At 65.9% G+C, this 20,903-nt stretch carries 21 protein-coding genes and 1 pseudogene; 17 read left to right on the top strand and 5 right to left on the bottom strand.

The window, feature by feature from the left end:
• The 11 genes from AB4099_RS34560 to AB4099_RS34510 all read left to right on the top strand — a co-directional run.
• Positions 1–639, top strand: a 639-nt coding sequence (locus tag AB4099_RS34560) for a cbb3-type cytochrome c oxidase subunit I (RefSeq protein WP_441481421.1), incomplete at its 5' end; no start/stop codon positions are given.
• 145 nt (positions 640–784) lie between these two features.
• Complete coding sequence (locus tag AB4099_RS34555) at positions 785–1,738, top strand: heme o synthase (protein WP_441481420.1); 954 nt, start codon at positions 785–787, stop codon at positions 1,736–1,738.
• Entirely contained in the window at positions 1,735–1,905 is a 171-nt protein-coding gene (locus AB4099_RS34550) for a DUF485 domain-containing protein (protein WP_141739979.1), read from the top strand. Before AB4099_RS34555 ends, AB4099_RS34550 begins: the two co-directional genes overlap by 4 nt.
• Complete coding sequence (locus tag AB4099_RS34545) at positions 1,905–2,501, top strand: cytochrome c oxidase assembly protein (protein ID WP_113518905.1); 597 nt, start codon at positions 1,905–1,907, stop codon at positions 2,499–2,501. The genes AB4099_RS34550 and AB4099_RS34545 overlap by 1 nt, the downstream gene beginning before the upstream one ends.
• 56 nt (positions 2,502–2,557) lie before the next feature.
• A complete protein-coding gene (locus AB4099_RS34540) occupies positions 2,558–3,421 on the top strand; it encodes a cytochrome c oxidase subunit 3 (RefSeq protein WP_113518906.1) in 864 nt (287 codons plus the stop codon).
• A 66-nt stretch (positions 3,422–3,487) separates the two neighbouring features.
• A complete protein-coding gene (locus AB4099_RS34535) occupies positions 3,488–3,862 on the top strand; it encodes a DUF983 domain-containing protein (RefSeq protein ID WP_441481419.1) in 375 nt (124 codons plus the stop codon).
• Complete coding sequence (locus tag AB4099_RS34530) at positions 3,859–4,626, top strand: SURF1 family protein (RefSeq protein WP_441481418.1); 768 nt, start codon at positions 3,859–3,861, stop codon at positions 4,624–4,626. The genes AB4099_RS34535 and AB4099_RS34530 overlap by 4 nt, the downstream gene beginning before the upstream one ends.
• A gap of 90 nt (positions 4,627–4,716) precedes the next feature.
• The gene (thrC, locus tag AB4099_RS34525) at positions 4,717–6,132 is read left to right on the top strand and encodes a threonine synthase (RefSeq protein ID WP_441481417.1); all 1,416 of its coding nucleotides are present in this window, start codon (positions 4,717–4,719) and stop codon (positions 6,130–6,132) included.
• The gene (locus AB4099_RS34520; RefSeq protein WP_113518910.1) at positions 6,129–7,472 is read left to right on the top strand and encodes a M16 family metallopeptidase; all 1,344 of its coding nucleotides are present in this window, start codon (positions 6,129–6,131) and stop codon (positions 7,470–7,472) included. Before thrC ends, AB4099_RS34520 begins: the two co-directional genes overlap by 4 nt.
• Positions 7,473–7,478: 6 nt before the next feature.
• Positions 7,479–8,093, top strand: a complete 615-nt coding sequence (locus tag AB4099_RS34515) for a GNAT family N-acetyltransferase (protein ID WP_113518911.1) — start codon at positions 7,479–7,481, stop codon at positions 8,091–8,093.
• A gap of 101 nt (positions 8,094–8,194) precedes the next feature.
• On the top strand, positions 8,195–11,104 hold the full coding sequence (locus AB4099_RS34510; protein ID WP_441481416.1) for an EAL domain-containing protein: 2,910 nt from the start codon (positions 8,195–8,197) through the stop codon (positions 11,102–11,104).
• 34 nt (positions 11,105–11,138) lie between these two features.
• On the opposite strand, the gene AB4099_RS34505 is transcribed toward AB4099_RS34510, so the two are convergent.
• On the bottom strand, positions 11,139–11,750 hold the full coding sequence (locus tag AB4099_RS34505; protein ID WP_113518913.1) for a YqgE/AlgH family protein: 612 nt from the start codon (positions 11,748–11,750) through the stop codon (positions 11,139–11,141).
• Between the two features lie 175 nt (positions 11,751–11,925).
• Between AB4099_RS34505 and AB4099_RS34500 the strand changes: the two genes are divergently transcribed.
• From AB4099_RS34500 to AB4099_RS34490, 3 genes are all read left to right on the top strand, one after another.
• On the top strand, positions 11,926–12,777 hold the full coding sequence (locus AB4099_RS34500) for a protein-disulfide reductase DsbD domain-containing protein (RefSeq protein WP_162768502.1): 852 nt from the start codon (positions 11,926–11,928) through the stop codon (positions 12,775–12,777).
• Positions 12,778–12,823: 46 nt separating this feature from the next.
• Positions 12,824–13,309, top strand: a complete 486-nt coding sequence (locus tag AB4099_RS34495) for a peroxiredoxin (RefSeq protein ID WP_113518915.1) — start codon at positions 12,824–12,826, stop codon at positions 13,307–13,309.
• Positions 13,310–13,461: 152 nt separating this feature from the next.
• A complete protein-coding gene (locus AB4099_RS34490; protein ID WP_441481415.1) occupies positions 13,462–13,911 on the top strand; it encodes a GNAT family N-acetyltransferase in 450 nt (149 codons plus the stop codon).
• A 15-nt stretch (positions 13,912–13,926) separates the two neighbouring features.
• Here AB4099_RS34490 and rnhA read toward each other — a convergent pair whose 3' ends face one another.
• From rnhA to ispH, 3 genes are read right to left on the bottom strand one after another with little or no spacing between them, the layout of a single operon-like run.
• Positions 13,927–14,373, bottom strand: a complete 447-nt coding sequence (gene rnhA, locus AB4099_RS34485) for a ribonuclease HI (protein ID WP_113518917.1) — start codon at positions 14,371–14,373, stop codon at positions 13,927–13,929.
• A complete protein-coding gene (locus AB4099_RS34480; RefSeq protein WP_441481414.1) occupies positions 14,370–15,335 on the bottom strand; it encodes a homoserine kinase in 966 nt (321 codons plus the stop codon). Before AB4099_RS34480 ends, rnhA begins: the two co-directional genes overlap by 4 nt.
• Positions 15,336–15,341: 6 nt before the next feature.
• A complete protein-coding gene (ispH, locus tag AB4099_RS34475; protein ID WP_113518919.1) occupies positions 15,342–16,313 on the bottom strand; it encodes a 4-hydroxy-3-methylbut-2-enyl diphosphate reductase in 972 nt (323 codons plus the stop codon).
• A 196-nt stretch (positions 16,314–16,509) separates the two neighbouring features.
• Between ispH and AB4099_RS34470 the strand changes: the two genes are divergently transcribed.
• The 3 genes from AB4099_RS34470 to AB4099_RS34460 all read left to right on the top strand — a co-directional run bounded on the left by AB4099_RS34470 (position 16,510) and on the right by AB4099_RS34460 (position 20,758).
• Complete coding sequence (locus AB4099_RS34470) at positions 16,510–18,366, top strand: monovalent cation:proton antiporter-2 (CPA2) family protein (protein ID WP_441481413.1); 1,857 nt, start codon at positions 16,510–16,512, stop codon at positions 18,364–18,366.
• Positions 18,363–19,718, top strand: a complete 1,356-nt coding sequence (locus AB4099_RS34465) for an MATE family efflux transporter (RefSeq protein WP_441481412.1) — start codon at positions 18,363–18,365, stop codon at positions 19,716–19,718. Before AB4099_RS34470 ends, AB4099_RS34465 begins: the two co-directional genes overlap by 4 nt.
• Positions 19,719–19,816: 98 nt before the next feature.
• Positions 19,817–20,758: a DUF937 domain-containing protein gene (locus tag AB4099_RS34460; RefSeq protein WP_441481411.1), complete on the top strand. Its 942-nt coding sequence runs from the start codon at positions 19,817–19,819 to the stop codon at positions 20,756–20,758.
• On the opposite strand, the pseudogene AB4099_RS34455 reads toward AB4099_RS34460, so the two are convergent.
• Positions 20,755–20,903: pseudogene (locus AB4099_RS34455) on the bottom strand (IS481 family transposase); the annotation flags it as partial. The gene AB4099_RS34460 and the pseudogene AB4099_RS34455 overlap by 4 nt on opposite strands.

Below are 20,903 nucleotides of genomic sequence, written 5' to 3'. Positions count from 1 at the left end.
TTCGCCACGATGGTGATCGCGGTGCCGACCGGCATCAAGATCTTCTCCTGGATCGCGACGATGTGGGGCGGCAGCCTGCGCTTCACCGCGCCGATGCTCTGGGCGATCGGCTTCATCTTCCTGTTCACCGTCGGCGGCGTGACCGGCGTGGTGCTGGCCAATGCCGGCGTCGACCGCTCGCTGCATGCGACCTACTACGTCGTGGCCCATTTCCACTACGTGCTGTCGCTGGGCGCSGTGTTYGGCMTMTTCGCSGGCTTCTACTACTGGTTCCCGAAGATGTCGGGCTATGTGATGCCGGACTGGATCGGCAGGCTGCACTTCTGGGTCGCCTTCTTCGGCGCCAACCTGCTGTTCTTCCCGCAGCATTTCCTTGGCCTTGCCGGCATGCCGCGTCATTATGCGGACTATCCGGATGCCTTCGCCGGCTGGCATTTCTGGTCGTCGATCGGCTCCTACATCTTCGCTGCCGGCCTGCTGATCTTCTTCTACGGCGTCATCGTCGCCTTCACGAAGAAGCAGCTCGCCGGGGACAATCCGTGGGGCGAAGGTGCAACGACGCTGGAATGGACCCTGTCCTCGCCTCCGCCGTTCCACCAGTTCGAGACCCTGCCGCGCATCGTCGGCTCGGACCACTGATCCATCTGGCGGCGGGCCCCCCCGGCCCGCCGCCGCCCCTCCCCCGAGCGCCACCTGCGGCGTTCCGGAGATGGGCGGCAAGACCGCACCCTCTCATTCCCCACGGCCGCTGGCGGCCGTCGAAAAGAGTGAAACGACAAGACCAATGTCCGCTGCGTTCGACAGGTTCGTTTCCCGCACCGATGGCGCGATAAGCTCCACCGGCGAGGCGCGCGATTTCTTCGCACTCCTGAAGCCGCGGGTGATGTTCCTTGTCGTCGTCACCGCGCTTGGCGGCATGGTGACGGCCCCCGGCACGATTCACCCGGTGATCGGCTTCGCCTCGCTGCTCGCGATCGCAGTCGGCGCCGGTGCGTCCGGCTGCCTGAACATGTGGTACGACGCCGATATCGACGCGCTGATGGTGCGGACCGCGAAGCGTCCGATTCCCGCCGGGCGAATCCTGCCATCCGAGGCGCTCGCCTTCGGGCTGACCTTGTCGGTCGGCTCGGTGATCGTGCTCGGCCTCGTCGCCAATCTGCTCTCGGCGGCGATGCTCGCCTTCACCATCTTCTTCTATGCCGTCGTCTATTCGATGTGGCTGAAGCGCTCGACCCCGCAGAACATCGTCATCGGCGGAGCGGCCGGGGCCTTCCCGCCGATGATCGGCGAGGCGGTCGTAACGGGCGATTTCGGCCTGCACTCGATCGTGCTCTTCGCGATCATCTTCCTCTGGACGCCGCCCCATTTCTGGGCGCTGGCCCTGGTCAAGTCGGGCGACTATGCCCGCGCCGGCATCCCGATGCTGCCGAATGTCGCCGGCCCCGCCGCGACGCGCCGGCAGATCGTAGCCTATTCGCTGGTCATGGCGCCGGTGGCGGTCCTGCCTGCCCTGATAGGGTTCGGCGGATTGGCCTATCTCATCGTCTCGGTGGTGACCGGACTTGCGATGATCGCGTTGGCCTTCCGCGTGTTGCGCGTGACCGAGGGTGAAGCCGCCCACAAGGCCGCCTATGCGCTGTTCGGCTTCTCGATCCTCTACCTCTTCCTGCTCTTCGCCGTGCTGCTGGCCGAGAACAGCCTCGGCCTGATGTGGGCCCTGCCCAAGGTGCTAGGATGAGCGAAGCTCCGAAACGCGAGATCCCGCCGGCCTTCTCTCCGGAGGACATGGCACGCCGTAGGCGCCGCTCCGTCGCGCTGGCGCTGGTCCTTGCAGGCCTGGTCATTTTCTTCTTCGTGGTGACGCTGGTGAAGACCGGTCCGGCCATCATGAACAGGCCGCTGTGATGACCGCGACGCCATCGAATCGTCAGCATGCGAGAATGCGCCGAACGGCGCTGGTCTGCGCCGGTGTCGCGGTCGGCATGACCGGCCTCGCCTTCGCAGCCGTGCCGCTCTACGACCTGTTCTGCAAGGTCACGGGCTTCGGTGGCACGCCGATGGTCGGGACCGCGGCCGCCGGGCGCATCCTGGACCGCAAGATGGCGGTGCGGTTCGACGCCAATGTCTCGCCGGCCCTGGGCTGGCGCTTCGAGCCGGAAAGCTCCGAGATCACCTTCCGCGTCGGCGAGACGCAGACGGTGTTCTACAAGATCACCAACACGACGGACCGGGTCTCCACCGGCATCGCGACCTTCAACGTCACGCCGACGCAGGGGGCCGCCTATTTCGTCAAGCTGCAATGCTTCTGCTTCACCGAGCATACGCTGCAGCCGGGCGAGACTCTAGAAGCGCCGGTTGTGTTCTATGTCGACCCCGAGATCGAGCAGAACCGCGATCTCAACGGGGTCAAATCATTGACGCTGTCCTACACCTATTTCCCGTCCAAGGCCGGCCAGCCGGTCGCGGATGGCAAGGGTGACGCGGGCAAGTCGAAACTATAAGAACTGCGACAGCACCAAGCGCTGCGCAGCAGAGTCGGACGCGGAGACAAAGTAAGATGGCCGGGGCCCATACCAAGAACCACGATTACCATCTCGTCGACCCGAGCCCGTGGCCGCTCGTCGGCGCGAGCAGCGCGACGATCATGGCCATCGGCGCGGTCATGTGGATGAAGGCGATGACCGTCGCCGGCATGCATCTCGGCCCCCTGGTCTTCGGCGTCGGCCTGCTCGGCGTTCTCTACACCATGCTCGCATGGTGGATGGACGTTGTGCGCGAGGCTGAGCACGAGGGCCATCACACCCGCGTCGTCCAGCTTCACCATCGCTACGGCATGCTGATGTTCATCGCCTCCGAGGTGATGTTCTTCGTCGCCTGGTTCTGGGCCTTTTTCGACGCCAGCCTCTTCAGCGGTGAAACGATCCAGTACGCCCGCCACGACTTCACCGGCGGCGTCTGGCCTCCCAAGGGCATCCAGACCTTCGATCCCTGGCACCTGCCGCTGCTGAACACGCTGATCCTGCTGACCTCGGGCACGACCGTGACCTGGGCGCATTACGCGCTGCTGCAGGACGACCGCAAGGGGCTTAAGCAGGCGCTCTGGCTGACCGTGATGCTCGGCGGCCTGTTCTCGATCGTCCAGGGCTACGAGTACGCCCATGCCACCTTCGCCTTCAGCGGCCATATCTATGGCGCGACCTTCTTCATGGCGACCGGCTTCCACGGCTTCCATGTGCTCATCGGCACGATCTTCCTGGCGATCTGCCTGTACCGGGTCTACCTCGGCCACTTCAAACCGGCCCAGCATCTCGGCTTCGAGTTCGCGGCCTGGTACTGGCACTTCGTCGACGTGGTGTGGCTGTTCCTGTTCGCCGCGATCTATGTCTGGGCCTCCGGCGCCGGATCGGCCGCCGCGCACTGAGCGGTCGCCTCAAGACAATCCCGAAGGCGGCCGCGAGGCCGCCTTTGTTTTTTCCGGGAAACCAAGATGGCAGAGTATGAGCATATCAGCCCCTCGCCCTATGCGACCGGCCTGTCCGGCCGTTGTCCGCGCTGCGGCGAAGGCAAGCTCTTCGACGGGTTTCTGAAGCTGCGCCCTCGTTGTGCCGCGTGCGGGCTCGATTTCGCCTTCGCCGACTCGGCTGACGGACCTGCCGTGTTCATCATGCTGATCGCAGGTTTTGCGGTTCTCGGCGCCGCGCTTTCCGTAGAAATCGCCTATGAGCCGCCGATCTGGGTGCATCTCTCGATCTGGCTGCCCCTGGCGATCATCGTCTGCCTCGCTCTTCTGCGACCGATGAAGGGGCTCGCGGTCGCGCTGCAATACGCCCACAAGGCCGAGGAAGGCAGGCGAGAAAAGTGAGCACGGAGACAATGCCAGACAGCGCAAGGCGTCCGAGCCTTCTCCTGCCCGTGATCCTGACCATCTGCGGGACGCTGGTGCTCTGCACGCTGGGGGGCTGGCAGCTCCTGCGGATGGGCGAGAAGCACAGCTTCATCGAGCGTCTGCAAGCGCAGGCAGCGGGCCCTGCGGCGCCCCTCCCAGCCGAGCAGCAGTGGAGCTCGCTCGATCCGGCGGAACTCGACCTGACGCGGGTCGCGGCCTCCGGACGTTACGTCGACGGCCCCTTCGCCGGGGTGCGCACCACGATCGCATCGGGCGCACCGGGAACGCGCCAGCTTTCCGGCTTTGGCCGCTGGATCTTTCAGGGGTTCCGGCTCGATGCCGGCGGTGTCATCCTGATCAATCGCGGCTTCGTGCCGGAAGCGCGCCTGGGCGAGATCAAGCCGGCCTCTGGGCCGGCAACCGTGACAGGCTTCCTGCGCACCCCCGAAGCGCGCAACAGCTTTACCCCAGCCGACCTCCCGGCCAATCGCGAGTTCTTCACACGTGATCCGGCCGCCATTGCGTCCTCCCTCGGCCTGGCCGCCGCACCGTTCTATCTTGAGCTCGAACGCCAGGGCGACGGGCTGACGCCGCCGGCCGGCGTCGATGTGAAGGAGTTGATCGAACGGATTCCCGACAACCACCTGCAATACGCACTGACCTGGTTCGGGCTGGCCCTGACCCTGATCGGTGTCTTCATTGCCTTCGCCTGGCAGGCCCGGCAACAAAGGCACAACTGACCCCGCCCCGCGGCCGACCGCGGGCGCGCACCCTTTGCCCTCGCTGCGCTCCCGGCCTATAGCAGCAGCACGACCACAGAGAGCGACACCGTGCTGCATGTCTCCACCCGGGGGGAAGCGCCCTCCCTCGCCTTTTCCGATGCCCTGCTCGCCGGGCTCGCCCGCGATGGCGGCCTTTATGTCCCGAAGGCCTGGCCCAGAATTGAAGCCCAGGAAATCGCGGGCTTCGCCGGCAAACCCTATACCGAAGTTGCCGAGCGCATCGTCGGCGCGCTGGCCGATGGAGATATCGAGACGGCGGCGCTGCGCGCCATGATCCGCGAGGCCTATGCCACGTTCCGGCATCCGGCCACCTGTCCGCTGACGCAGCTCGGCGATAATCTCTTCGTACTCGAGCTGTTCCACGGCCCAACGCTGGCGTTCAAAGATGTGGCGATGCAGCTGCTTGGGCGGCTGATGGACCATGTGCTGGTGCAGCGCGGCGAGCGCGCCACCATCGTCGGCGCAACCTCCGGCGACACAGGCGGTGCTGCGATCGACGCCTTCAAGGGGCTCGAACGGGTCGACATGTTCATCCTCTATCCGCAGGGGCGCGTCTCGGACGTGCAGCGGCGGCAGATGACCACGGTGGACTCACCCAATGTCCATGCCATCGCGGTCGAGGGCACATTCGACGATTGCCAGAACCTCGCCAAGGCGATGTTCAATCACCACAGCTTCCGCGACGAGCTGCGCCTCTCCGGCGTGAATTCGATCAACTGGGCCCGCATCGCGGCCCAGGTGGTCTACTACTTCACCTCGGCCGTCGCCCTCGGCGCGCCGGGGCGCAAGGTCTCCTTCGCCGTGCCGACCGGTAATTTCGGCGACGTGCTCGCCGGTTGGGTCGCCAAGCGCATGGGTCTGCCGATCGAGCGCCTGGTGATCGGGACGAACAGCAACGACATCCTGCCGCGCACGCTCGAGAGCGGCGCCTATGAGATGCGGGGCGTCGCTGCCACCACCTCCCCTTCTATGGACATCCAGATCTCCTCGAATTTCGAACGCCTGCTGTTCGAGGCGCATGACCGCGATGGCGCCGCCGTGCGGCGGTTGATGCAGTCGCTGCAGCAATCCGGCCGATTCGAGATCGCGCCGAAGCCACTGGCTCGCATCCGCGCCGAGTTCGACGCCGGCGCGGTCGACGAGGCGGAGGTCGCCGACGAGATCGGCCGCACCTGGCGCGAGGCCGGTTATCTGCTCGACCCCCATAGCGCGATTGGCGTTGCAGCCGCGCGCCGAGGCCTGAAGGCAGATTCTGCTACGCCGATGATCGTGCTCGGCACGGCGCATCCCGCCAAATTCCCCGCCGCCGTTGCGGCGGCAAGCGGTGTCACGCCAGCCCTGCCAGCCCATCTCGGCGATCTGATGGAGCGCAAGGAGCGCTTCACCCTGCTGCCGAACGACCAGGGACGCATCGAGGCCTTCATCCGGCAGAACGCCCGGACAGTGCGGGGAGCGGCGGCATGATCGCGACGGGGCCGGCCGAGATCGCCGAACTGGCCACGCCTGCACCACGCTCGCCGGGGGCGCATGACCCTGAGGTCGACCTGACGACCCTGCCCTCCGGCCTGCGCATCGTCTCGCAGCGCATGGACCATGCGTCCACCGTCTCACTCGGCATCTGGATCGGTGCCGGCGCGCGCGACGAGCTTCCGAACGAACACGGCCTGGCGCATCTGCTCGAGCACATGGCCTTCAAGGGCACGGCGCGGCGCAGCGCCCGTGAGATCGCCGAGGAGATCGAAAGCGTCGGCGGGGATCTCAACGCCGCGACCAGCGTCGAATACACCTGCTACACAGCCCGGGTCCTGGGAGCCGACCTCGCGCTCGCCGTGGACATCCTGGCCGATATCCTGACGTCGCCAGCGCTTGCACCCGAGGAACTCGCCCGCGAGAAGGGTGTCATCCTGCAGGAGATCGGCGCGGTTCAGGATACGCCCGACGATCTCGTCTATGACCGCTTCCTGCAGGCGGCCTTTCCGGACCAGCCCCTCGGCCGCCCGATCCTGGGAACGGCGAAGACGGTCAACAGTTTCACGCCCGACGCCATCCGGGCCTATCTGGCGCGGCACTACCATGCCGGCAATATGGTGCTGGCTGCTTCGGGCGCCGTCGACCATGACGAGCTCGTCGCCTTGGCACGTGACAGGCTCGCCAGCCTCCCCGGCAAACCCGTCGAGGCCTTCGAGCGCGAGGATGGTCATTACCGGGGCGGCGAGGCGCGGATCGAGGGCGACGAGGAGCAGGTCCATCTGGTGCTCGGCTTTCCCGGCCAGCCTTTCCGGGACGGCGCGCATTACCCGCTCCAGGTGTTCTCCTCCGTGCTCGGCGGAGGGCTGTCGTCCCGGCTGTTCCAGGAGGTGCGCGAGCAGCGCGGCCTCGCCTATTCGATCGACGCCTTCCACTGGCCCTTCTCCGATTGCGGCGTGTTCGGAATCAGCGCCGGCACGGCACCGGAAGATGCCAGCGAGCTGATCGATGTCGCGCTTGGCTGCCTGCGGCAGGCTGCCGAAGATGTGACGGAGGTCGAGGTTGCACGCGCCCGGGCCCAAATGAAGGTCGGGCTGCTGGCCTCGCTTGAGAGCCCTGGTGGCAAGCTTGAACAGATGGCCCGCCAGGTGCTCGTCTTCGGACGTGCGATACCGCGCGAGGAGCTGGCGCACCGCCTCGATGCTGTCACGCTGGAGGATGTTCGCGCCGCTGGACGCTCCCTGCTCGGGCACCAGCCAACGATCGCGGCCGTCGGTCCGCTTTCCGGTCTCCCGCCGGCAGAGCAACTGCGGCAGGCCGCACGCTCCGGGGATTGAGCAGTCATGGCTCTCTTCCGCTTCTCGACCGACCCGCCCGCCCGCCCGCTCGTTCGCACGCCGAACCTGTTCCTGCGCGCGCCACTGGCGAACGACTATGCGGCCTGGGCGGTTCTGCGGATGGAGAGCCGGGAATTCCTGACGCCCTGGGAGCCGGTCTGGAATGAGGATGACCTGACGCGGAATTCGTTCCGCCTGCGCGTCAAGCGTGCCGCACGCGAGATCGCGGCTGACGAAGCCTATCCCCTCTTCATTTTCGATGCCGGCAGCGAAACTCTGCTGGGGGGATTGACGCTCGGACTGATCCGCCGTGGCGTCGCCCAGGCCTGCACGCTTGGCTACTGGATGGGGCAACGCCACGCCGGCAAGGGATATATGACCGAAGCCGTGCGCGGCGCGGTGCGCTTCGCTTTTTCCGACCTCGGCCTGCATCGCGTCGAAGCCGCCTGCCTGCCCGGCAACGAGCCGTCTCGCCGGCTGCTGGAGCGCGTCGGCTTTCGCTGCGAAGGCGAGGCGCGGGCCTATCTGCGCATCAACGGAAACTGGGCGGACCACCTGCTCTACGCGATGATTTCGTCGGACAGGCTGCTCGGCCCCGCGGAGACGGGCAGCGCGCGATGATCCACAGGGCCGCGCCTCTGCCTTGCCCTCGCCACGACCGGTCGGTACGACTGGGTCTCCCGCCCCGCTTGAGCGCGGCCCCCACAGCTACCGAGTCGCGCTTGTCCCCACCTGACCGACTTCTCCGGTTTGGCCTTGCCTTTGTCGGCCTCGCACTCCTGTTCGTGCTGTCACTGGCCGCGCCGGCCCAGGCCGTCGAGGCCGTCCGCGTCCCTGTCGACGCACCGGTGATCGACCTGACCCATGTGGTCGAGCGCAACAAATCCGATGGCGACGTCATCCAGATCTCGACTGCGCCGGGGCCCGACGGCATCGTGCGCCGCATTGCGGTCAGGGCGCGCGAATCAGGCGCGCGGCCGGACTGGATCGTCTTCGCGCTGACCAATGATTCCGACGAGCAGATCGACCGGCTGCTGGTCGCGCCGTTCCATCGCCTGATCGGCTCCGGCGTGATCTGGCCCGATCTCGGCGACACGCGGATCGAGGCCGTGACGGCGAGCCAGGGACTTCGACCCGAGCGCGAGGACAGCCCGGACGCCGACGTCTTCATGATCACGCTCGATCCGGGCACGACGGTGACCTTCGTCGCCGAGCTGAAATCTCCGAACCTGCCGCAGCTCTATCTGTTCGAGCAGGAGGCCTATCGCCAGAAGACCAACGGGCTGACGCTCTACAAGGGCATCATCATCGGCATTGCCGGCCTGCTCGCGCTCTTCCTGACCATCATCTTCGTGGTCAAGGGAGCGGTGATCTTCCCGGCCGCCGCCGCCCTGGCCTGGGCCGTTCTCGCCTATGCAGGGCTCGATTTCGGTTTCTTCCAGCGCATCTTCCCGCTGACGCCGGCGATTGAGCGTATCTACCGCGCCGGAGCCGAGGTTGTGCTGGCGGCGACGCTGCTCGTCTTCCTCTTCGCCTATCTCAACCTGTCGCGCTGGCATGTCCGCTACAGCCACGTGACGATCATCTGGATCCTCGGCCTGTTCGGCCTCGTCGGTCTCGCCGTCTTCGATGCCCCGATGGCGTCGGGCATCGCGCGAATCTCGATCGCCGCCGTCGCGGCCGTCGGCTTCGTGCTGATCCTGCATCTGGCGACGCATGGCTATGAGCGCGCCGTCATGCTGATCCCGACCTGGTTCCTGCTCGCCGTCTGGGTGACGGCGGCCGGGTTCACGGTCACCGGCCAGTTCCAGCGCGACCTTGTCGCGCCCGCCCTGATCGGCGGGCTGGTGCTGATCGTGCTGCTGATCGGCTTCACGGTCATCCAACATGCCTTCGCCGGGGGCGCGCTGGCCCAGGGCCTTGTCTCCGACACCGAGCGGCGAGCGCTTGCGCTGTCCGGCTCCGGCGATCTCGTCTTCGACTGGGATGTCAGCGCCGACAAGATCTTCGTCTCGCCGCAGACCGAGACCCTGCTTGGCCTGTCGCGCGGAGCGCTCGAAGGTTCGGCGGCGCGCTGGCTCGAATACATGCACGTCTCCGACCGCGACCGCTATCGCGTCACGCTCGATGCCGTGCTGGAACAGCGGCGCGGCAAGCTGCAGCTCGATTTCCGTCTGCGCGCCGCCAATGGCGCCTATCACTGGTTCAACCTCAAGGCCCGGCCCGTCATCGGCTCCAACGGCGAGGTCATCCGCGTGATCGGCACACTCGCCGATGTCACCGAGCAGAGGACTGCGCAGGAGCGGCTGCTGCACGACGCGGTGCACGACAATCTGACCGGCCTGCCCAACCGCAAGCTGTTCCAGGACCGTCTCGGCGCCATCTTCGGTTTCTGCCGCGCCGACGACAATATCCGCCCGACGGTGATCGTCATCGACATCGACCGCTTCAAGCAGGTCAACGAGTCGGTCGGCTTCTCCGCGGGCGATTCGATCCTGCTGACGCTTGCGCGCAGGCTCGGCCGTCTGCTGCGTGCGCAGGACACGCTTGCCCGCATCGGCGGCGACACCTTCGCCATGATCCTTGTCTCCGAGCGGGACCCCGAACGTATCCTGGCGCTGGCGGAACTCGTTCGCCGCGCCGTCTCGACACCGGTGACCTTCGCGGAACGCGAGATCTTCCTGACACCCTCGATCGGGCTTGCGCTGTTCGACTCCTCGCCCGCGGCCCGCAAGGACGATGCCCTGAAGAATGCCGAGCTGGCGATGGCTCATGCCAAGCGCCAGGGCGGCAATAAGATCGAGGTTTTCGTTCCCGCAATGCGGACCGATCGCAACGATCGTCTTGCCCTGGAGAGCGACCTGCGTCGTGCCATCGAGCGCGGCGAGATCCAGGTGATGTACCAGCCGATCGTCAGGCTGGAGGACCGGACCATTGCGGGTTTCGAAGCCCTGGTGCGCTGGGACCACCCGCGCGAGGGCCGGCTGCTGCCGCAGGACTTCCTGGCGATTGCCGAGGAGACCGGGCTGATCGTCGATCTCGGCGTTTATGTGATGGACCGTACCGCGCGCGAGCTTGCGGCCTGGCAGGCAGCGCTCGAGGTCGACCCGCCGATCTTCGCCAGCGTCAACGTCTCCAGCCGCCAGTTGCTGCGCCATGACCTGCTGCATGACGTCAAGACGGTACTGGCGCGAAGGCGCGTCTTGCCGGGCACCCTCAAGCTCGAGATCACCGAAAGCCTGGTGATGGAGAATCCGGAATATGCCGCGCAGATGCTCTCGCGCATCCGCGAACTCGGCGCCGGGCTCTCGCTCGATGATTTCGGCACCGGCTATTCCTCGCTGTCCTATCTGCAGCGCTTTCCGTTCGACACGATCAAGGTCGATCAGAGTTTTGTGCGCCAGATGGGCAACGGAAAGCCGCCGGTGATTCTGCGCTCGATCGTCCAGCTTGCAGCGGACCTGCGCATGGACGTCGTTGCCGAGGGCGCGGAGACGGAGTCGGATGCGATCGAGCTCTACCAGCTCGGCTGCCAGTATGCGCAAGGCTATATCTTCGGTCAGCCGATGAGCGCAGCCGAAGCCCGCCGGTTGGTGGGCGCGAGCGCCGCATCCTCTTCGGAAGCAGCGTAACCCCTCCCTATTCCGGGAGGGAATCCGGAGCTGCTCAGGCGTGTCCGGCCGTGCTCGACAAGAATGCGGGGTCGATACCGATCTTGTGCAGCGCACGATGGTACTTGGTCTCGATACTGTCGTCGAAAAGCAGCGCGGGGTCGGCAGCGCAGTGCAGCCAGCCATTCGACTGGATCTCGGATTCAAGCTGGCCCGCTCCCCAGCCTGCATAGCCAAGGGCAAGCACCGCATTCTCCGGCCCGCTGCCGATGGCAATGGCGCGCAGGATATCCAAGGTCGCCGTCAGACAGATGCCATTGTCGATCGGCAAGGTCGCCGATTCCAGGAAGAAGTCAGAGGAGTGCAGCACGAAGCCTCGCTTCGTCTCCACCGGTCCGCCCCGCAGCACCTGCATCCGTTCGGCCTGACTCGGTAGCCGAATCAGCTCCTCCGAGGGAATGACGTCGAGCTGGACCAGCAGATCGGGAAACCGCGTGTCCGGCGCCGGCTTGTTGAGGATGATGCCCATGGCGCCATCCTCGGAATGAGCACAGATATAGACCACGCTGCGGCTGAAGCGCGTGTCGGTCATGCCAGGCATGGCGATCAGGCACTGCCCGTCGAGATAGCTGCGGCCGCTGACGCGTTGGCTGGATCCGATCTTCATACCACTATGCTAAATCCAATCGGCCCGGCTGGAAACCGTGTCCTTGAAAATGCCGGCACCGCGATTGCGCCCCAATCATGCGGCATAGGATGAATGGCTGCATGTCACATGATTGCCAGCAAATGTGAGAGAGATTGTTTCGCTTTTTGCAGACGCATTCCCTAAGACGGTCATCGTGAAGTCGGCATTGCTCTCACTCGCGCTCGCCGCGCTGGCGTTCAGCGCTCCTGCTCAGGCGCAGGAGGCGGCGGTGTCGTCATGGTCCCGCAGCACGCATTCCTCGATCCGCCTGATCGCCGGAGCGACGGCCCCCTCGGGCAAGCAACGCATCGGCGTCGAGATCACCATGGCGCCAGGCTACAAGACCTATTGGCGCAACCCCGGCGATTCCGGCGTTCCTCCCTCCTTCGACTGGAGCGGCTCGACCAATGTCGGCGGCCTCGACGTGCGCTGGCCCGCGCCGGAACGCTTCGAGGACGGCACCGGCTTTTCGATCGGCTATGTCGGCGAGGTCGTGGTGCCGGTGTCGGTGCAGCCGGTCGACCCCAGCAAGCCGGTCATGGTCGTGCTCAAGCTCGACTATGCCGTCTGCGAGAAGATGTGCATTCCCGCCAAGGGCGAGGCTCAGCTCTGGCTTGAGCCCGGCGTGACCTCGGTAACCTCGCCGCGGCTCGAGAGCTTCGAGGCGCGGGTGCCGATTCCCGTCAAGCTCGGCCCCCACAAGGAGAAGATCTCGGTGATCGAGGTGCTGCCAGGCGAGGCTGGACCTGAGCCCAAGGTCAAACTCGTGCTGCAGGCTCCACCGGACGGCGCGATCGAAGATGTCTTCGTCGAGGGGCCGGGCGCCTGGTCCTTCAGCAAGCCGGTCCTGAAGCCGCAACCCGATGGCACGGTGCTCGCCCATGTCCGGATTACCGACCGTCCCAAGGGTGCCGCCGGCCCGGTGCCCTTCATCGTGACGGTGCGCGGCAAGCCGGCGGCGGTCGAGACGCGGCTTGAACTCGACATCCCGGTCGCCAAGCCCTAATCCCTGACCGAGCGGCGAAGGCCGCATGGCTCACGGAGAACAGGCGATGACGATCAAGGTGGGTGACACACTTCCGCAGGCGACGTTCCGCGTGATGACGGCGGACGGCCCGGCAGCGAAGACGACCGAAGACCTGTTCAAGGGCAAGAAAGTGGTGCTGTTTGCAGTGCCCGGCGCCTTCACGCCGACCTGCCACAAGAATCACCTTCCCGGCTATCTCGCCAAGGCTGCCGAGATCAAGGGCAAGGGCGTCGATGCCATCATGGTGACCGGCGTCAACGATGTCTTCGTCATGGATGCCTGGTCGAAGGCAACGGGCGCAGTCGGCGTCATCGAGTTCCTCTCGGACGGCAATGCCGATTTCGCCAAGGAGATCGGGCTTTCGCTCGACGGTTCGGGCTTCGGCCTCGGAACCCGTTCGCAGCGCTATTCGATGATCGTCGAGAACGGCGTGGTCGAGGCCCTCAATGTCGAGGACGCGCCTGGCAAGGCCGACGTCTCCGGCGCCGAGGAAATGCTGAAGCAGCTCTGAGAGCGGCCGGCGAATGAGGAGGCCCGCCCGGCACCCGCCGCGCGGGCTTTTTCATGCCTGCTGCAACGATGCTGATCGAAAGCATGGCGCTTTGTCATGAGACAGATCCTCCGGCCCCGGGCTAGCGTGAATTCGCTACAGGGAGAGGCTGCATGTCCGAGATCACCATCCGCCCGCTCGTCGCGAGCGACCGTACCGTCTGGGGCCCGCTCTGGCAGGGCTATCTGACCTTCTACAAGTCGAGTCTACCCGAAGAGATCCATGACCTGACCTTCGCTCGCCTGACAGGCGGCAAGGAGCCGATGGGGGGCTTCATCGCCGAGCGCGACGGCAAGGCAGTCGGCATCGTGCACTGGGTCACGCACCGCACCACCTGGAGCGCCAAGGATATCTGCTATCTTCAGGACCTGTTCGTCAGCCCGGATATTCGAGGCGGCGGCGGCGGCCGCAAGCTGATCGAGGCCGTGCGGCAGATGGCCGAGGCCAAGGGCTGTTTCCGCGTCTACTGGCAGACGCATGAGACGAATCTTCAGGCCCGCGAACTGTACGACAAGGTCGCCGACCTCTCGGGCTTCCTGGTCTATCGGCAACCGCTCGGCTGACGAGCCGGCCGGGCTTTATCGCCCGGGCTTGAACGGCGCCATGCCGGCGCGGGCGAGCACGTCGGCGCGCTCGTTCATCTCGTCTCCGGCGTGGCCCTTGACCCATTTCCACTCGATCTTGTGGCGGCCGAGTGCGGCATCGAGGCGCTTCCAGAGCTCCTCGTTCTTCACCGGCTTCCGGTCGGCGGTCTTCCAGCCATTCTTCTTCCAGCCATGGATCCAGCCGGTGATGCCCTGACGCAGGTACTGGCTGTCGGTATGCAGCGCCACCGTGCAGGGCCGCGTCAGCGTCTCGAGCGCCGAAATCGCCGCCATCAGCTCCATGCGGTTGTTCGTGGTCATCTGTTCGCCGCCCGAGAGCTCGCGCGCCTTGCCATTGTAGCTGAGGATCGCGCCCCAGCCCCCCGGGCCGGGATTGCCGGAACAGGCCCCGTCGGTCCAGATCTCTACAGTATCGCTCATCGTTTCAGGCCATATTCGCGGGCGTCACCGACGCGCTGATGGAAGGCAAGTTTGCGGTCGTATTCGAGCGGATCCAGCGGCTTGACCAGTGCGCCCGGCGGAACATTCAGCCAGTCCACCAGCCGGGTCAGCAGGAAGCGCAGGGCCGAGCCGCGGCAGAGCACTGGGAGCGCCTCGACCTCTGTGGAGGTCAGGGGACGCACGCTTTCATAGCCCGCGAGGATCGCCTGCCCCTTGGTGAGATTGAACGAAGCATCGGCCTCGAAGCACCAGGCATTCAGGCAGATGGCGAGATCATAGGCGAAGGCGTCGGTGCAGGCGAAGTAGAAGTCGATCAGCCCCGACAGCCGGTCCTTGATGAAGAAGACATTGTTGGGAAAGAGATCGGCGTGGATGACGCCGTGCGGCAGGTTCCTCGGCCAGTTGGCCTCGTGGAACGCGATTTCCGTCATGACGCGCTTCGCCAGTCCGGGCGAAACCGTCTCGGCACCGGCACCAGCCTGTTCCGCCAGGGGCCGCCAGCCGGCGACGGACAGATCATTCGGCCGGATCATGCCGAAGCCTTCGCCTGCCTTGTGCAGGAGCGCCAGCCCACGCCCGACCTCGGCGCAATGAGCAGCCGTCGGACGGCGCACGGAGAGACCATCGAGGAAGGTCACGATCGCCGCTGGCCGGCCCGCGAGCCTGCTCACAGCCAGACCGTCCTGCGCCTTGACCGGCAGCGGGCAGATCAGCCCGCGCTCGGCCAGATGCTCCATCAGCCCAAGGAAGAACGGCAGGTCAGCCGCACTGACCCGCTCCTCGTAGAGCGTCAGGATGAAGAAGCCCTGCGTGGTATGCAGCAGGAAATTGGAGTTCGAGACCCCTTCGGCAATGCCCTTGACCGCAAGCAGATCGCCAATGCCGTAGCGCGCCACGAAGGCGGCCATCTCATCGTCGGGCACTTCAGTATAGACGGCCAAATTCGCTCACTCGGCCGCATTCGGCGCAGGCTCGCCGCGCAGTTCGCGCGGCAGGGGGAAGAAGACGCTTTCATCGGCGGTCGAGACGGTCTCGACGCTGACTTCATAGCGCTCGGCAAAGGCATCGATGATCTCTTCGACCAGCACCTCGGGAGCGCTGGCGCCCGCCGTGATGCCCAGCCGCTTGATCGCACCGAAGATCGACCAGTCGATCTCGTCGGCCCTCAGCACCAGCCGCGCGGAGGGGCAGCCGGCCCGCTCGGCGACTTCGCGCAGGCGCTGCGAATTGGAGGAGTTGGGCGAGCCGACAACGAGAAGTCCGTCGACCAGCGGGGCAACCCGCTTCACCGCCTCCTGGCGGTTCGTGGTCGCGTAGCAGATATCTTCCTTGTGCGGCGCGATCAGCTCAGGAAACCGCGTCTGCAGCGCCTGGACGATGCCGCGTGTGTCATCGACCGAAAGCGTCGTCTGGGTGACATAAGCGAGCGGCTGGTCGGCGGGAGGAGGAAGCCGGGCCACGTCGTCCAGCGTCTCGATCAGCGTGATCGCCCCCGGGGGCAACTGGCCCATCGTGCCGATGACCTCGGGATGGCCGGCATGGCCGACGAGCAGGATATGGCGACCGCGCTTGTGATGAACCTCGGCCTCGCGATGCACCTTGGTGACCAGCGGGCAGGTCGCGTCGATGGCGAAGAGCGTCCGCGATGCTGCCTCGGCGGGAACGGATTTCGGCACGCCATGGGCCGAGAATATCACCGGACGCGTGGTGTCCGGCACCTCCGACAGTTCCGCGACGAAGACCGCGCCTTTGCGCCTCAGCGATTCGACGACATATTTGTTGTGTACGATCTCATGGCGCACATAGACCGGCGCACCATGCATCGCGAGCGCCTTCTCGACCGCGTCGATGGCGCGTACGACCCCCGCGCAAAAACCGCGCGGGGCACAAAGCAGAATGTCGAGCGGCGGCTTGGTCACGGGGTTTCGAGGCCTTGGAGATGGTCAGCGCCTTCTTTCGGCGTGCGCCCTGCGATGTCAAGGAAGAGCAGCGCCGCAGGAGGGGACACGCGGTTGCACAACTCGCCCCTCGCAGCGCAGCAAGGAAGCGCCTAGATAGGCAGCATGGTCGGCTGTGGCGCTTGCGCGAGCCTGCTTTCCACAACGAAGAGTTCCCATGGCCGACGCCAGTCACACGAGTTACCTGCCTCCGATCCTGATTTTCTGCGCGGGCGCAGTCATTGCCGTGCCGCTGTTTCGTCGCCTCGGTCAGTCGGCTGTGCTTGGCTATCTCGCGGCCGGCATCGCGATCGGCCCTTCGGTGCTCGCGCTGGTCAAGGACCCGGACGCAATCCGAGGCACCGCCGAGATCGGTGTCGTGCTGCTGCTATTCCTGGTTGGGCTGGAGCTTCAACCATCGCGGCTCTACTCGATGCGCAAGGACATCCTCGGCGCTGGCCTCGCGCAGATGGCGCTCAGTGCGACGGCGATCGGGCTCGTTGGCTGGAAATTCGGTCTCTCCGTCGGCGGCGCCATTGCCGTGGGATTAGCGCTCGCCCTGTCCGCGACATCGATTGCCCTGCAGGTCCTGGAGGAGCGCGGCGACGGCAGCGAAACCTACGGCCGGCGCACCTTCTCGATCCTGCTGTTCCAGGACATCTCGATCGCTCCGGCGCTGGCGCTGCTCCCGTTGCTGGCGACCACCGGCGCCCAGAACCATGGCAGCGCTCCGGCGCTGGCGGGATTGGGCCTTGCACTGCTCGCCGTGGCGCTGCTCGTGCTCGTCGGACGCTACCTGCTCAATCCGTTCTTCCGGGTTCTCGCCAGCACCGGCGCCAAGGACGTCATGACCGCGGCCGCGCTGCTGATCGTGCTCGGTGCCGCGATGCTGATGGAGCGGGTCGGCCTCTCCATGGCCATGGGCGCCTTCCTCGCCGGAGTGCTGCTGGCGGACTCGCATTTCCGGCATGAGCTCGAAGCCGATATCGAACCGTTCCGCGGCGTGCTGCTCGGCCTGTTCTTCATGGCGGTCGGCATGTCGCTCGACCTCCAGCTGGTTTTCGACAACGCGCTGCTGCTGGCGCTCGCAGCGCCGCTCCTCGTCGCCTTCAAGATCGTGGTCGCGGCAACGATCCTGCGCGTCTCCTGCTCGTCAAGAACCGAGGCCATACGGGCCGGCGCCCTGCTGTCGCCGGCGGGCGAGTTCGCGTTCGTCCTCCTGCCGCTCGGTGCTGCGCTGGGGCTGCTCAACACCCAGCAGGCAGCCCTGGCGACTTCGCTCGCCGCGCTCTCGATGCTGATCGGACCGGTTGCCGCCAAGCTGATCGACCTCTGGCTGACCCGGCGCGCCCCGGCAGAAACCATGGAAGAGGATTTCGAGGGTGCCGGCGGCTCCGTCATGGTCATCGGGTTCGGCAGGTTCGGGCAGGTGGTGACCCAGGCGCTGCTGCTGCAGCATATCCCGGTGACGATCATCGACTCCAATGTCGAGCGCATCCGGTCGGCGGCCAAGTTCGGCTTCCGCATCTATTACGGCGACGGCACGAGGCTCGACGTGCTGCGGGCTGCGGGCGCCGGGAAGGCCAAAATCATCTGCATCTGCATCGACAATCGCGAAGCAGCCTTGCGGATCGTCGAAATGGCGAGGGCCGAATTCCCCTCCGCACGGCTGCATGTGCGGGCCTATGACCGTGTCCATGCGATCGAGTTGATGAAGGCCGATGTCGACTTTCAGATGCGCGAGACCTTCGAGTCGGCGCTTGGCTTCGGGCGGGTGACGCTCGAAAGCCTGGGCCTCAGCTATGACGAGGCCAGCCTGGTCATCGACAGCGTTCGTGACCGCGACGCCCAGCGCATGGAGATCCAGTATCACGAGGGCATCGCCGCCGGCATCCAGAAGGTGCCGCGCGTCTCGCCCGAACCGCTGGTTCAGCCGAAGGCCAAGTCCAAGGCGCTCACCGAGGAGACGCGCGAAGTCATCGAGGATGGCGGAGCTGAAGTTGCCGTCGGCGGCGTCGGAGAACCGGAATTGTGAACGCACCCGTCAACCCCAACCAAGCCGTCTTCGTCAGCGGCTCGACCTTTCGCCATGTCGCTGTGATGACCGCGACCGGTGCGGTCGGGCTGATGGCGATCTTCGTCGTCGACCTGCTCTCGCTGCTCTATGTCTCCTGGCTCGGTCGGCCGGCAGCGACCGCAGGTGTCGGCTTCGCGACGATCGTGCTGTTCCTGACCGTCTCGATCAATATCGGCTTCATGATCGCGGTTTCGGCACTGACCTCCCGCACGCTCGGATCTGGCGACCGCAAGGGCGCGCGACGGATCGCAGGCTCCGCCATGACCTTGATGGCGCTTGCCGCGATCGTGCTGACGCTGCTGGCATTGCCGTGCCTGCCCTGGCTCCTGAGGCATCTTGGTGCACATGGCGAGGCCTATGACGTCGCTCTTTCATTCCTTTGGATCGCCCTGCCCTCCAATCTTCTGATGGCGCTCGGCATCGGATTTTCGGGCGTGCTGCGCGCCATCGGCGATGCCCGGCGCGCCATGTTCGTGACGCTCGGGGGCGGGCTCGCAACCGCGGTGCTCGACCCTCTCTTCATCTTCGGCTTTGCGCTCGGCACGGACGGCGCCGCCTGGGCGACCGTGCTGTCACGCGTCATCTTTGCCTTTGTCGGCTTCCGCGGAGCCGTGAAGATCCACGACATGGTCGGCATGCCCAGCCGGCAGGCGCTGCTGGCCGACACGCCACGCACGCTTGCGATCGCCGGCCCGGCGATCCTGACCAATCTCTCGACACCGATCGCGAACGCCGTCTTTGCCGGCATTTTCGCGCGCTTCGGCGATGGCGCGATCGCGGCCATGGCGATCATGGATCGGCTGGTGCCGGTGGCCTTTGGCGTGATCTTCGCGCTATCGGGCGCAGTCGGGCCGATTCTCGGCCAGAATTGGGGGGCCGGCCGCTTCGATCGCATGCGCCGCGCACTCAGCGACTCCGTGATCTTCGCTGTGGCCTGCGTCTGCGTTGCCTGGCTCGTGCTCCTGCTGCTGCGCGGCCCGATTGTCGCCGTCTTTCATGCCAGCGGCCTGACCGCAGAGCTGGTGATGTTCTTCTGCCTGATCTCCGGGCCGATGTGGATCTTCGTCGCGATACTCTTCGTCGCCAATGCCGCGTTCAACAATCTCGGCATGCCGATCCTGTCGACCCTCTTCAGCTGGGGGCGTGCAACGCTCGGGACGATGCCGATGGCCTGGGTCGGCGCATACTATGCCGGGCCGAAGGGCGCGATGGTCGGCACGGCGCTTGGGGCTGTCGCGTTCGGACTCGTCGCGCTGGTCTTTGCCTATCGCGGCATCATGCGCCTGGAGCGCCAGGGCAAGGGCGCGTGAGCATCTAGGGCACGTGAGCCTCGCTTGCCTGCCGGCCCCGCCCTGCTATCGTCGCGAATGCAGGCGGCGGCAGACCGCGACGAAGACGGAGAGGCGCCATGATGAACCTGTTCGAGATGATGCAATCGGCCCAGAACGGGCAGGCCATGCAGAATCTGGCTCGGCAATACGGGCTCAGCCAACAGCAGACGCAGAGCGCGCTCGACGCCTTGCTGCCGGCCTTCACCATGGGACTTCAGCGGCAGACGCAGGACCCCCGCGCTTTCGGCAATCTCGCCCAGATGATGACGGCCTCGCCGTTCGGCTCGCTCTATGACGCCGATGGCGACGGCATCCCCGACAACGCCGCGATGATGGGCAATAGCGTCCTCAAGCAGCTCTTCGGCTCGCAGGAGGTCAGCAACGCGCTGGCGGCCCAGGCTGCGGCGACGAGCGGCGTCGGCCAGGCGGTTCTGAAGCAGATGCTGCCGGTGATCGCCTCCATGATCATGGGCGGGTTGTTCAAGTCGACCAGCAATCAGGGGCTCGGCGGCATCTTCGGGCAGTTCGCCGAGATGATGCAGGGCAAGATGCCAGGCCAGCAGCAGCCTGCGCCGCAGATGCAACCCCAGACTCCGGGGGCCTCGCTCGACGCGATTCTCGGGAGCCTGTTCGGGCAGGCGGCCGGCGCTCCCCCGGCGCAAGGCGGCGGTCCCTTTGGCGGGGGCCCCTTCGGCGGATCAAATCCGGGTGGACCCGCCGGGGCCGACCCGATGGGCGGGCTTCTCGGCCAGATCCTGACCGGCATGCTTGGCGGAGCAGCGACGCAGCCCCAGGCGGCGCCGCCCCCTTCGCAACCGCGTGGCCAGGCCACCGGCCCCGCAGCGCAGCCGGAACCGGAATCGGACCAGCCTGCGCCGTCGGGCGAATCCGGTCCGGGCTCGATCGGCCTTGATGCGCTGAACCAGATGTTCGAGCACGGTCGCCAGGTGCAGGACGACCATCAGAACGCGCTGAAGTCGATTCTGGACGCGATGCTCGGCGGCGGGCAGCGTCGCTAGGTGTGGAGCGTCAACAGGTTGTCCTCGCCGAGAGCGAGTCTGCTGATGGGTGTATTGGCCTGGATGCCGCCATGGGGGCGATGCCAGTTGTAGTGATGGAGCCAGCGCGGCAGCTCTTCGGCTCTGCGATCTGAGTGGGGATAGG

The sequence above is a fragment of the Allobosea sp. 2KB_26 genome, assembly GCF_052115715.1.
Classification (GTDB): Bacteria; Pseudomonadota; Alphaproteobacteria; order Rhizobiales; family Beijerinckiaceae; genus Allobosea.
Note: the sequence above shows the minus strand (reverse complement) of the source record. Positions and strands in the feature narration are given on the sequence as shown.